The following is a 12237-nucleotide window of genomic DNA, read 5'->3' on the forward strand; positions in this document are numbered from 1 at the left end:
GTCACCACACCTCGCCTTGCTTGCGCAGCGCCCGCCGGTAGAACAGCGAGAACACCAGCAGGATCGACAGGATCAGTACGCCGTACGTGGACGCGAGCGAGTAGTTGCGGATGCCCTCGAACGCCGCCCGGAAGGCACCGGTCACCAGGATCTCGGTTCCGCCCGCCGGCTGGCCCTCGGTCACCAGGAAGATGATCGGGAACATGTTGAACGTCCAGATCGTGCCGAGCAGGATCACCGTCATGCTGACCGGGCGCAGACCCGGCAGGGTGATGTTGCGGAACCGCTGCCAGGCGGACGCGCCGTCGATCTCGGCGGCCTCGTACAGCTCGCCGGGAATCGTCTGCATCCCGCCCAGCAGGGCGACCATCATGAACGGCACGCCGAGCCAGATGTTCGTGACGATCGCGGTGAGCAGCGACGTCCACTGGTTGGCGAACCAGTCGACCGGGTCGATGCCGAGCGAGGTGAGCAGCGAGTTGGCCAGGCCGAAGCGCTCGTTGAAGATGAACTTCCAGGCGAAGGCGCTGACGAAGGCCGGCACCGCCCAGGGCAGCACCAGCAGCACCCGGTAGAGGCCGCGGCCCCACATCGGGCGGTTGAGCATCACGGCCAGGCCCAGACCCAGGCCGTAGTGGAACACGACGCATCCGAGGGTCCAGATCAGCGTGATGCCGGTCCACTGCCAGAAGTTGCCGACGTTGCCGCTGAGAACGTTCAGGTAGTTGTCGAGGCCGACGAACTCCCACCTGTTCGGGTTCTCGGCACATACCTCACCACCGGTGATCGACCTGGTGCAGATCTCCGCGGCCTGGTTGGCCTCGGTGAGGTTGGTGAGTGAGAGCCAGATCCCGCGGAACAGCGGGTAGAAGATCAGAACCGCCAGGACGATGACGACGGGCAGCACCATCGCCCAGGCGTACCAGTGCTTCTCCCAGCTGCGGCGCAGCCGGGAGGGACGAGCGGATCGGCCGGACGGCGTCGAGGGAGGCACCGGATCGGCTGTCACGGTGGTCATCAGCTGCGCTCCATGCGGGGAGGTCCGACAGGGCCGCGCGATCGGGTACGGTCACGCGACCCTGCCGGGTGCCGAGAGGTCACCGGCGGAGAGCCGGCGGTGAGATCAGTTCTCGTAGGCGGGGACGACCTCGGCCTTGTACTTCTTGGCGACGGTGTCCAACGCGGCCTTCGGGTCCTTGTTCTGGATCAGGACCTCGGTGGCCATCTGGTCGAGCGGGCCGAAGAACTGACCGGCCTCGGGGATCCACGGGCGGCCCACCCCGGCCTCCACGACCGGCTGGAACGCGGCCACGGTCGCGTTGTTCTTGACCGCGTCGAGGTCGTACGCCGAGGTGCGGGTCGGCAGCAGGCCCAGCTTCTCCGAGAGGAACGCCTGCGACTCGGCGGAGCTCATGAACTTGACGAACGCGACGGCGGCGTCGACCTTCTCCTGCGGCATGCCGGACCAGATCACGTAGTTGTGGCCGCCGACCGGGCCACCGGCCTTGGCCGAGCCACCCGGCACCGGGGCGATGCCCAGGTTCTCCAGGCCGCCGAAGCCCGGCGCCTGCTGGACGTTGTTGACCTCCCACGGGCCGTTGATGATCATGGCGACCTTCTTCTCCTTGAAGAGGGTCATCATGGTGCCGTAGGCGTCGTTGGCGGACGGCTTGGCGGCCGCACCGCTGTCGATCAGGTCCTTGGCGATCGCCAGTCCGGCCGCGTTCTGCTCCGAGTTGATGACGATCTTCTTGTTCGCGGTGTCGACCAGGTCGCCACCCTCGCCGTACATGAAGGGCAGCAGGAAGTAGCCGGCCGGGTTGATGTAGACACCCTCGGCGTCGGTCTTCTCCTTGATGGTCTGCGCCGCGGTCTTCAGCTCGGCCCAGGTCTTCGGGGGCGCAGTGATGCCGGCCTGGCTCAGCAGTTCCTTGTTGTACATCAACGCCAGGCTGTCGGTGACCTGGGGAACGCCGTAGGTCTTGCCGTCGAACTTGTTGGAGGCGAGCGGGGTCTCCAGGAAGTCGGACTCGTCGGCGAGCAGCTCGGAGCCGTCCAGCGCGTACAGGTAGCCCAGCGAGGCGAACTCGGGCACCCAGGCGACCTCGGCCCGCAGGATGTCCGGTGCACCGGAATTCGCCTGTGCGGCGGTCTTGAACTTGTTCTGCGCCTCACCGAACGGGACCGACTGGTAGTTGATCTTTACGTTCGGGTAGGTCTGGTTGAACTTGGCGATCAGCTCCTGGAACGCCGGACCCTCGTTCTTCGGATCCGAGGTGTCCCACCAGGTCAGTTCTGCGGTGAGGGAAGCGGGGTCGACCGCCGGCTGCTCCTCGGCCGCCTGGTCATCGCCCCCGCCGCACGCGGCGACGGAAAGGGCGAGAGTGGCAGCGGCGAGTACGGCGGTTCCCCTGGCTGTGCGGCGCATGTTCGCTCCTAAGTTGCCTGCCGGGTAACGGCGGGGACAGTAGCAAGAACTTTCGTAACTAGAAACCCCTTGCGAACATCCCTGCAACAACCGTGCCTCATCCGCAACTTCAGCAGTCGACAAGTGTCGCCATCTGGGCATTTTGCCCTCGACTGGGGTGACCGAACTCCCAACCAGCATCACCTTGCGCATACCTTGAGACCACTCATCGTCCCGGTAAGGCTCGGCCCGGGCCGACGCTATGGGAACGCTCCCGACGAGGGCTGCTCGATTCTGCAAGTTCTTGCTGACTAATGCGCAAGAACTTGGCGGTGAGCTACAGTGCCGCCATGCGCGCTCGCCTGTCCGACATCGCCCAGCAGGCCGACGTCAGCGAGGCCACGGTGTCGCGGGTGCTCAACGACCGCCCCGGCGTGGCACCCGAGACTCGGCAGGCCGTCCTGACCGCCCTCGACGTGCTCGGGTACGAGCGTCCCGCCCGGCTGCGCAAGCGCAGCGCCGGGCTGGTCGGTCTGGTGGTCCCGGAGCTGGACAATCCGATCTTCCCGGCGTTCGCCCAGATCATCGAGTCGGCCCTGGCCCCCACCGGCTACACCCCGGTGCTGTGCACCCAGACCCCCGGCGGCGTACGCGAGGACGAGTACGTGGAGATGCTGCTGGACCGGCAGGTCTCCGGGATCGTCTTCGTCTCCGGCCTGCACGCCGACACCGCCGCCGACCACGACCGGTACCGGACCCTGCTCGCCCGCCCGCTGCCGATCGTGATGATCAACGGGTACGCGCCAGGCATCCCGGCGCCCTTCGTCTCCTGTGACGACCGGGAAGCCGCCGAGCTGGCCGTGGCACACCTGGTGGCTTTGGGCCACCGGCGGATCGGCCTGATCACCGGCCCCGACCGCTTCGTGCCGGTCCAGCGCAAGGTCAGCGGCTACAAGGCGGCGATGCAGCGCCTCGCCGGTGTCGACGACGACGAGCTGGCCGAGCTGACCGAGCTGTCGTTGTTCGGCGTCGAGGGCGGCGAGGCGGCGGCCGGCCGGTTGATCGAGCGCGGCGCCACCGGCATCGTCTGCGGCTCCGACCTGATGGCACTCGGTGCCATCCGGGCCGCCCGGCAGCGGGGCATGTCCGTACCGGAGGACCTCTCGGTGGTCGGCTACGACGACTCGCCGCTGATGGCCTTCACCGATCCGCCGCTGACCACGATGCGGCAGCCGGTGGCCGCGATGGCGGTCGCCGCGGTGCGGGCACTGGTCGATGAGATCAACGGACACGGCGCCCCGCACTCGGAGTACCTGTTCCGGCCGGAGCTGGTGGTGCGGGGGTCGACGGCGGTGGCCCGGCAGGACGCCACGTCCACGCCGAGCGGCCCGGGCCGACAGCGGCCGACACCGTCCGCACTCGCGGTCCCGGCCTGACCGGTCCCGGCGTGACGTAGCCCGCAGCAGGAGCATCACCAACCTTTCTTGCGCAAGAAATGCTTGACTCTTGCAGAGCTGGCGCGGCATTCTGCTCAGACACCCGTGCGTCCCCACCTCGCCAACGCCGGGTGACCGCCGTCCCGCCGCGCCACAGAACGGGGAACACCCGATGACCGTCAACACCCCCTCGCCGCTGACCTCCGACGCCGACTGGTGGCGATCCGCCGTCGTCTACCAGGTCTACGTCCGCAGCTTCGCCGACTCCGACGGCGACGGCATCGGTGACCTCCAGGGCATCCGGGAACGCCTGCCCTACCTGCGCGAGCTGGGCGTCGACGCGCTCTGGCTGACCCCCTTCTACACCTCGCCCATGGTCGACGGCGGCTACGACGTCGCCGACTACCGCGACGTGGACCCGATGTTCGGCAACCTCGCCGACTTCGAGGCGATGATCACCGACGCCCACGCGCTCGGCCTGCGGATCATCGTCGACATCGTGCCGAACCACACCTCCGACCAGCACCCCTGGTTCGCCGCGGCGTTGGCCGCCGCCCCCGGGTCGCCGGAACGGGCGCGCTACCTATTCGCCGACGGCAAGGGCGACGACGGCGAGCAGCCCCCCAACGACTGGGAGAGCATCTTCGGCGGCCCGGCCTGGACCCGGGTCCCCGACGGCCAGTGGTACCTGCACCTGTTCGACCCCGCCCAACCCGACCTGAACTGGCGGCACCCCGAGGTACGCACCGAGTTCGAGGACATCCTCCGCTTCTGGCTGGACCGGGGTGTCGACGGATTCCGGATCGATGTGGCCCACGGCATGATCAAGGCCGATGGGCTGCCGGACGTCGGCTTCAACTCGATGACCACCGGCCAACGCCAGTCCGAGCTGCTCGGCAAGGGCCGGCTGCCCTACTTCGACCAGGACGAGGTGCACGACATCTACCGCGCCTGGCGACCCATCCTGGACAGCTACCCGGGCGGCCGGATGGCCGTCGCCGAGGCGTGGGCCGAGACGCCGCAGCGGCTGGCCCGCTACATCGGCCCCGACGAACTGCACCAGGCTTTCAGCTTCGACTTCCTCGACGCCACCTGGTCGGCCGACTCGTTCCGCAAGGTGATCGACACGGCGCTGGCCGAGTCGACGATCGTCGGCGCCCCGACCACCTGGGTGCTGTCCAACCACGACCGGCAGCGGCACGTCACCCGCTACGGCGACGGCGAGATCGGGCTGCGCCGCGCCCGGGCCGCCGCGCTGCTGATGCTCGCCCTGCCCGGCTGCGCCTACCTCTACCAGGGTGAGGAACTGGGCCTGCCCGAGGTGCTCGACCTGCCCGACGAGCTGCGTCAGGATCCGGCCTTCCTGCGCACCGGTGAGAGCCGGGACGGCTGCCGGGTGCCGATCCCGTGGAGCGGTGACCTGGCGCCGTACGGCTTCGGACCGGCCGGCAGCGAGCTGAGCTGGCTGCCCGCCCCGACGACCTGGCGTGCCCTCTCGGTGGCCGCGCAGACCGGCACGCCCGGTTCCACACTTGAGCTGTACCGCGCGGCGCTACGGATCCGCCACACCCATCCGGCGCTGGCCGACCTCGGCGGCATCACCTGGTTGGAGTCCGGCCCGGGGGTGCTCGCCTTCCGACGCGAGGCCGGCGACACCGTGCTGACCTGCGTGGTCAACATCAGCGACGCACCGGTGGTGATCGACGGCTACGGCACACCGCTCGTCGCCAGCGCGCCCCTCAGCGAGCGCGACGGCGGCCACCTGCTGCCGGTCGACGCGGCGGTCTGGTTCGAGCGGAACTGACCGGGTAGGCCGGCCATCGACTCGGCCGTCCGGCGTGCTCCGCGCCGCCGGGCGGCTGGGCACGACCCCTTGTGGTGGGGGGTGCGACGGTGCCGGTGTCCTTGGGGCGATCCCCCGGGGCACCGGCACCTGTGTCGCGGCCACCGGTCGACCGGTTCAGCCGCTGGTGAGCTGGGCCGCGATCCGGACGAACCCGGCACGCAGTTCCGCCACGTCCGGCGCCGGCAGCGGGCCGGCGGCCCGGTCGTGCTCGGCCGCCTCCAACTCCTCCTCGTCGATGGTGTCCTCGTAGTCGCCGTAGAGGTCAGCCTGGTCCACCCGCGCCACCTCGTCCTGGGCGGCGAGTTGCGCGGCGGCGATCTCGCCCCGGATCTGCTCCAGCGACACCGCCGGCACCAGCGGTTCCACCACCGCCATCAGCTGTTCGTCGGCGACCACCGCCTCGGCCAACGCCAACGCGTGCGGTCGCTCGTACGGGCCGCACACCACCGGCTCCCACTCGTCGGCGTCACTGAGCGGACCGAACGTGATGATCCACGGCAGCTCCAGCATCGGCGAGTCGGCCGGCAGGTCCAACGTCACGAGTGCCCCCACGAGCCCCATCATCGTCGGTGTCCGGGCAGGCGGGGGTGGGTTCGGCGGAACGTTCAGCCGGCCGGATCAGCGGCTCAACCCGCCCCGCCGGGTGTGCCGGGATCGGTGTCCACGTCAAGGTCGACCGGTGGACGCCGACCGGCCAGGTCCACCGTCCGCCCGCGCCGGCTCGTCGCCGCCAGCGCGGCGCCGAAGAGCACCAGCTGATTGAGCAGGTAGAGATAGACCAGCAGCCCGACGGCGGTGGCCACCACCGTGTACGCGGGGTTGTGTTCGATTCGGCCCACCCAGAACCGACCGACGGTGTTGAGCAGGGTGATGCCGACCGCGACGATCAGCACCACGGGCCGCAGCCGGGACCGGCTCATCCGCACCCGAGGGACCGCGACCAGCAGCAGTGTGGCCAGTACCGCGTTGACCAGCACGCTGAGCAGCGCACTGACCGTGGTGAGCGCGAACGAGCCGGTGCTGCGCAGCAGGAACCGCAGCAGCGTCTCCAACGCGTCCACGGCCGCCACCGAGAGGCCGAGCAGCACGAAGACGACCAACAGCACACCCAGGTCGACCAGGCGGCGCACGACCAGGTTGCCCGGGTGCTGATTGAGGCCGTGGATCAGCCGCTGCGAGGAACGGATCGCCTCCACCCAGCCGATCCCGGTCAACACCAGGATCAACAGACCGACCACCCCCGCGGTGCCGCTGCTGTCGGCGACCTGGGCCGGATCGAGGAACGGCAGGTTCTCGCCGAGGAACTCCTCCGCGGCCGCGCTCACCTCGTAGTTGTCCTCCAGAATCGCGCCGAAGATCGCGTACGCGACCAGGGCCAGCGCGAAGACCGCGAAGAAGCCGTAGTAGGCGATCGCGGCGGCCAGCCGGCCGCCCTGGAGATCGGTGTAGAGCACCCCGGCACGCCACAGGTGGCCGAAGGCCGGGGAGCGGCGGCGCATGGCGGTCAGCCGACTGTCGACGGCCGCCTCGACCCGCCCCAGAACGTTCACGTCGTCATCCTCACCGATCCGTCGTCGCCGTGTCAGAGGTACCCGACGTGCCGGCCGGGGCGGTCAGCCGCCCAGTCGGAAGTCCCGGCGTGGCTGCCAGCGCGCCTGTCCGCTGTGCGAGAAGAGGGTGAAATGGTCCACCTCGAACATCGCGGAGAAGTCCGCCAGGTCCTCGTACGCCTTGTCCAGCGCCTCCGGCGCGACGTCCTGAGCGACCGTCACATGCGGATGGTAGGGAAACCGAAGCTCCCGGCGTAGCTGCGGGGCGGCGTTGATCGCGGCGGCGAGCAGTTCGCATTCGCTGATGCCGGCGGCGACCGCGACGAAGACCACCTGGGTCACCGGCCGGAAGGTACCGGTGCCGCGCAGATGCAGGCTGAACGGTAGGTGAGCGGCGGCAACCCGGGCGAGGTGCCGCTCCACGGCCGGCAATCCGGTCACCGGGATCTCGGTCGGCCCGAGCAGGGTGACGTGGGCCGGCACCGCGTTCGGGTCACCGGCCTCCAGCCGACGCCGGGTCAGCAGACTGCCCCACGGCTCCGGGATGTCGACCGCGATGCCGATCTGGACGCTTTCACCGACCGCAGGCGCTTCGGTCCCCTGCTCCACGCTGCACGCCACCCCTCCGGCCATCGACCCCTGCCCGCACCGCCGCCCCCGCTCGGACGCTCACTCGCCGCGTACCGGTGGAAAGAAACCCACCCGCTCGTACGCGGTCCGCAGCGTCGGCGCCGCCACCGCGCGGGCCTTCTCCGCGCCTGCGGCGAGGAGCTTGTCCAACTGGGCGGGGTCGTCGAGATACGAACGGGTGCGCTGCTGGATCGGGCTGACGAATTCCCGGACCACCTCGGCGAGATCCTTCTTCAGGTCGCCGTAGCCCTTACCGTCGTACGCCGCGACCAGGTCGTCGATGCCCCGACCGCTCAACGCCGAGAAGATGGTGAGCAGGTTGGAGATCCCGGGCTTGGTCACCTCGTCGAAGACGATCTCCCGGCCGGTGTCGGTGACCGCCGACCGGATCTTCTTCGCCGAACGCGCCGGGTCCTCGAGCAGGTCGACGATGCCGCCCGGGGAGGAGGACGACTTCGACATCTTGGCGGTCGGGTCCTGGAGATCGGTGATTTTCGCCGTCGCCTTGACGATGTGTGGTGCCGGGACCGTGAACGTCCGGCCGAACAGCGAGTTGAACCGCTGCGCCAGATCCCGGGAAAGCTCCAGGTGCTGGCGCTGGTCCTCACCGACCGGTACGGCGTTGGCCTGGTAGAGCAGGATGTCGGCGGCCTGCAGGATCGGGTAGGTGAACAGGCCGACGCTGGCCCGCTCGTTACCCTGCTTCTGCGACTTGTCCTTGAACTGGGTCATCCGGCTGGCCTCGCCGAACCCGGTGATGCAGCCCAGCACCCACGCCAGCTGGGCGTGCTCGGGCACCTGGGACTGCACGAACAGGGTGCAGCGTTCCGGGTCCAGGCCGACCGCGAGCAGCTGCGCGGCGGCCACCCGGGAACGCTGGTGCAGCACCTCAGGATCGTGCCCGGCGGTGATCGCGTGCAGGTCGACCACGCAGTAGAAAGCGTCGTGCGACTCCTGCAACGCCACCCAGTGCCGCACCGCGCCGAGGTAGTTGCCGAGATGGAACGAGTCGGCCGTCGGCTGGATGCCGGAAAAGACGCGGGGGCGGACGGGAACGTCGGACATGCCGGCAATTCTGTCAGCTGGCTCGGCGTACGTCATGACGGGCCGGCGGGTCGGGCCCGGTCGGCCGCCGGGACCACCTCGCGCCGCTGCTCGGGCAGGCGGGCGACGGTGACCGCCAGCCGGGCCACCCGTCGCCCCTCCAGGGTCAGCACCCGGAGCAGCCAGCCGCCGGCCGGCGGCTGCGCCGATTCGGCGGGGACCGGTATCTCGTCACCCGGCGCCGGCAGCCGCCCCAGCGCGGCCATCACGAACCCGCCCACCGTCTCGTACGGGCCCGTCGGCAGGGCAACGCCCGTGCGGTCGGCGAAGTCGGCGAGATTGAGCCGACCGTCCACCACCGCGGGCAGCCCGGTGTACGCGGGCTCGGGGACGTCCGCGTACTCGTCGTGGATCTCACCAACCAGTTCCTCGATCAGGTCCTCGCAGGTGACGATGCCGGCGGTGCCGCCATACTCGTCGACCACCACCGCCAGGTGATGCCCCTCCCGTCGCATCTCGGTCAACGCGGCGAGCACCCGTTTACTGGCCGGCAGCCGCTTGACCTCGCGGGCCAGCTGACCGACCGTGGTGCCCGACACCCGGTCCGGGCCGAGCAGCAGGTCTCGCAGGTGCACCACACCGACCACATCGTCGTGGGTGCCGTCGACCACCGGGTAACGGGTGTGCGGACCGGCCCGCACCAGCGGCTCCGCCTCGGCGATCGTCAGCGCTGCGGAGAGGAACACCACCTCGGTGCGGGGCATCATCACCTCGCGTACCAGGCTCGCACCGGCCACCAGCACGTCGTCGATGATGCGCTGCTCCACCGGATCCAGGACCGTGTTGGCGGCGACCAGGTCCCGCAGTTCCGCCATACTGATCCGCTCCCGGCCGGCGGTCGGGCCGGCACCGAGCAGGTCGGTGACGAGCCGCAGGGCGCCGTCGGCGGCCCGGACCACGACCCGGGCGACCGCTCTGGCCACCGGTCCCGGCTGACGGCGGTGCGGGTCGTGGCCACGCCGTCGGGGTATGCGCCGACGCGAGGCCCGCATGGGAGTGATGGTAGCCAGCCCCGGGCCGTAGGGTGACCATCAAGGCCGCGACCGTGTCGGCCAGGCGGGAGGAACGACGTGAAACTGCTCGTCACCGGCGGGGCTGGTTTCATCGGCAGCGTGGTGACCCGGATGCTGCTCGACGCCGGGCACGAGGTGGTCGTGTTGGACGACCTGCGCACCGGTCACCGGGCCGCGCTCGCCCCCGACGCCACCCACGTCGAGGCCGGCATCCACGACGCGGCCAAGGTGCTCACCCCGCAGGCCGGCTTCGACGGGGTACTGCATTTCGCCGCGCTGATCGCCGCCGGCGAGTCGATGGTCGCCCCCGAGCGGTACTGGCACAACAACACGGTCGGCACCCTGGCGCTGATCGACGCGGTGCGGGCCGCCGGCGTGCCGCGGCTGGTGTTCTCGTCCACCGCCGCCGTCTACGGCAATCCCACCGAGCTGCCCATCCCGGAGACCGCCGTCAAGGCCCCCACCAACACGTACGGGGCGACGAAGCTCGCCGCCGACATGATGCTCACCTCCGAGGCGATCGGGCACGGCCTGGCCGCCGTCTCGCTGCGCTACTTCAACGTCGCCGGTGCTCACCTCGACGGTGACGTGGTACTCGGCGAACGGCACGACCCCGAGACCCACCTCATCCCGATCGCGCTGGAGGTGGCCGCCGACCGGCGGGACAAGCTGCAACTCTTCGGCGACGACTACCCCACCGTCGACGGCACCTGCGTCCGCGACTACATCCACGTCTCCGACCTGGCCCGGGCCCACCTGCTCGCCCTGGACGCGGCGACCGGCGGACAACACCGCATCTACAACCTCGGCAACGGCAACGGATTCACCAATCGGCAGGTGGTCGAGGTCGTCCGCGAGGTCACCGGGCACCCGGTGCCGGTCGAGGTGGCGCCCCGCCGTGAGGGCGACCCGGCCGAACTGGTCGCATCCTCCGCCCTGGCCCGCGCCGAACTGGGCTGGGAACCCCGCAAACCCACCCTGCACGACATGGTCACCGACGCCTGGGCCTTCTACCGCGCGCGGGTTCTGGACCGCCCGTGACCAACCACCCCGACGAGGTGGCCGGCCGCGCCACCACCTGCTTCCAGCACGCGTACGGCCAGGCACCCGCCGGCCGCTGGGCGGCGCCCGGCCGGGTCAACCTGATCGGCGAGCACACCGACTACAACGACGGGTTCGTGCTGCCGTTCGCGCTCCCGCTGCGTACCGTCGTCGCGGCCTCGCCGCAGCCGGCCGGCAGTTGGACGGTCTGCTCCGAGCTGACCGACGAGACGGTCAGCTTCGGCACCGACGAGGTGACCCGCCCCGGCGGGGTGACCGGCTGGGCGGCGTACGTGGCCGGCGTGGTGTGGGCGCTGCGGGAGGCGGGGTACCCCGTGCCCGGTGCCCGGCTGGCCATCGCCTCCGACGTGCCGCTCGGCGCCGGGCTCTCCTCCTCCGCCGCGCTGGAGGCTGCCGTGCTCGCGGCGCTGGTCGACCTGGGCGGGTTGGCGCTGCCGGCCGAACAGCAGCCCCGGCTGGCCCAGCGCGCCGAGAACCAGTACGTCGGCGCGCCCACCGGCATCATGGACCAGTCGGCGGTGATCCGCTGCCGGACCGGACACGCCCTCTTCCTCGACTGCCGCACCGAGCAGGTCGAACACATCCCGTTCGACCTCGACGGCGCCGGCCTCGCGATCCTGGTGATCGACAGTCGAGCCCCGCACCGGCACGCCGACGGCGAGTACGCGGCCCGCCGCGCCAGCTGTGAGAAGGCAGCCGCGCTGCTCGACGTACCCGCCCTCCGTGACGTGCCGCCCGCCAACCTCGACGACACGCTCGCCCGGCTCCCCGACGACGAGACCCGCCGCCGGGTTCGCCACGTGGTCACCGAGGACCAGCGGGTACTCGACACCGTGGCGCTGCTCCGCGCCGGGCAGGTCCGGCAGATCGGGCCGCTGCTCACCGCCTCGCACGCCTCCATGCGTGACGACTTCGCCATCACCGTCCCCGAGGTCGACACCGCTGTCGAGGCCGCGCTGGCCGCCGGGGCGCTCGGCGCGCGGATGACCGGTGGTGGCTTCGGCGGCTGCGTGCTGGCCCTGGTCGAGGCGGACCAGTCCGACCGCGTCGGCGCCGCCGTCACCGCGGCCTACGCCAACCGCGCCTTCACCACCCCCACCGTCACCCCCGCCACCCCCGCCCCCGGCGCCACCCGCCTGGACTGACCCCCCGAACCCCGCTGCTCGCTACGCCGCACGGGCAGCCCAGG

Annotated in this window: 11 protein-coding genes; 4 read left to right on the plus strand and 7 right to left on the minus strand. The window is 70.5% G+C overall.

Annotated features, from left to right (window positions below; genetic code table 11):
* Position 1 precedes the first annotated feature (1 nt).
* Together KBX50_RS15150 and KBX50_RS15155 are read right to left on the minus strand one after the other, a co-directional pair.
* On the minus strand, positions 2-1018 hold the full coding sequence (locus KBX50_RS15150; RefSeq protein WP_210937678.1) for a carbohydrate ABC transporter permease: 1017 nt from the start codon (positions 1016-1018) through the stop codon (positions 2-4).
* Between the two features lie 105 nt (positions 1019-1123).
* Positions 1124-2428 carry an extracellular solute-binding protein gene (locus tag KBX50_RS15155; RefSeq protein WP_210937679.1) on the minus strand — a complete coding sequence of 435 codons (1305 nt, stop codon included), beginning with the start codon at positions 2426-2428 and terminating at the stop codon, positions 1124-1126.
* A gap of 329 nt (positions 2429-2757) precedes the next feature.
* Between KBX50_RS15155 and KBX50_RS15160 the strand changes: the two genes are divergently transcribed.
* Both KBX50_RS15160 and KBX50_RS15165 read left to right on the plus strand, forming a co-directional pair.
* Positions 2758-3843 carry a LacI family DNA-binding transcriptional regulator gene (locus KBX50_RS15160; RefSeq protein ID WP_247673755.1) on the plus strand — a complete coding sequence of 362 codons (1086 nt, stop codon included), beginning with the start codon at positions 2758-2760 and terminating at the stop codon, positions 3841-3843.
* Positions 3844-4015: 172 nt separating this feature from the next.
* Positions 4016-5647 carry a glycoside hydrolase family 13 protein gene (locus KBX50_RS15165; protein ID WP_210937681.1) on the plus strand — a complete coding sequence of 544 codons (1632 nt, stop codon included), beginning with the start codon at positions 4016-4018 and terminating at the stop codon, positions 5645-5647.
* Between the two features lie 156 nt (positions 5648-5803).
* Here KBX50_RS15165 and KBX50_RS15170 read toward each other — a convergent pair whose 3' ends face one another.
* The 5 genes from KBX50_RS15170 to KBX50_RS15190 all read right to left on the minus strand — a co-directional run bounded on the left by KBX50_RS15170 (position 5804) and on the right by KBX50_RS15190 (position 9965).
* Positions 5804-6241 (minus strand): hypothetical protein, encoded by a 438-nt coding sequence (locus KBX50_RS15170; protein WP_210937682.1) that lies wholly within the window; start codon positions 6239-6241, stop codon positions 5804-5806.
* 74 nt (positions 6242-6315) lie between these two features.
* Positions 6316-7239, minus strand: coding sequence for a YhjD/YihY/BrkB family envelope integrity protein (locus tag KBX50_RS15175; protein WP_210937683.1), 924 nt, complete (start codon positions 7237-7239; stop codon positions 6316-6318).
* 63 nt (positions 7240-7302) lie between these two features.
* Positions 7303-7872 carry a 2'-5' RNA ligase family protein gene (locus KBX50_RS15180; protein WP_210937684.1) on the minus strand — a complete coding sequence of 190 codons (570 nt, stop codon included), beginning with the start codon at positions 7870-7872 and terminating at the stop codon, positions 7303-7305.
* 36 nt (positions 7873-7908) lie between these two features.
* Entirely contained in the window at positions 7909-8934 is a 1026-nt protein-coding gene (trpS, locus tag KBX50_RS15185; RefSeq protein ID WP_210937685.1) for a tryptophan--tRNA ligase, read from the minus strand.
* 32 nt (positions 8935-8966) lie between these two features.
* Positions 8967-9965, minus strand: a complete 999-nt coding sequence (locus tag KBX50_RS15190) for a hemolysin family protein (protein WP_210937686.1) — start codon at positions 9963-9965, stop codon at positions 8967-8969.
* Positions 9966-10043: 78 nt separating this feature from the next.
* Between KBX50_RS15190 and galE the strand changes: the two genes are divergently transcribed.
* Together galE and galK are read left to right on the plus strand one after the other, a co-directional pair.
* Positions 10044-11027 carry a UDP-glucose 4-epimerase GalE gene (gene galE, locus KBX50_RS15195; RefSeq protein WP_210937687.1) on the plus strand — a complete coding sequence of 328 codons (984 nt, stop codon included), beginning with the start codon at positions 10044-10046 and terminating at the stop codon, positions 11025-11027.
* A complete protein-coding gene (galK, locus tag KBX50_RS15200) occupies positions 11024-12193 on the plus strand; it encodes a galactokinase (RefSeq protein WP_374224638.1) in 1170 nt (389 codons plus the stop codon). The genes galE and galK overlap by 4 nt, the downstream gene beginning before the upstream one ends.
* Positions 12194-12237 lie beyond the last annotated feature (44 nt).

The sequence above is a fragment of the Micromonospora sp. C51 genome, from assembly GCF_018070435.1.
Taxonomy (GTDB): domain Bacteria; phylum Actinomycetota; class Actinomycetes; order Mycobacteriales; family Micromonosporaceae; genus Micromonospora; species Micromonospora sediminimaris.

Coding starts and splice junctions, on each gene's coding strand:
- KBX50_RS15150 (WP_210937678.1), bottom strand. CDS start 1,018: ATGACCACCGTGACAGCCGATCCGGTGCCTCCCTCGACGCCGTCCGGC.
- KBX50_RS15155 (WP_210937679.1), bottom strand. CDS start 2,428: ATGCGCCGCACAGCCAGGGGAACCGCCGTACTCGCCGCTGCCACTCTC.
- KBX50_RS15160 (WP_247673755.1), top strand. CDS start 2,758: ATGCGCGCTCGCCTGTCCGACATCGCCCAGCAGGCCGACGTCAGCGAG.
- KBX50_RS15165 (WP_210937681.1), top strand. CDS start 4,016: ATGACCGTCAACACCCCCTCGCCGCTGACCTCCGACGCCGACTGGTGG.
- KBX50_RS15180 (WP_210937684.1), bottom strand. CDS start 7,872: ATGGCCGGAGGGGTGGCGTGCAGCGTGGAGCAGGGGACCGAAGCGCCT.
- trpS (WP_210937685.1), bottom strand. CDS start 8,934: ATGTCCGACGTTCCCGTCCGCCCCCGCGTCTTTTCCGGCATCCAGCCG.
- KBX50_RS15190 (WP_210937686.1), bottom strand. CDS start 9,965: ATGCGGGCCTCGCGTCGGCGCATACCCCGACGGCGTGGCCACGACCCG.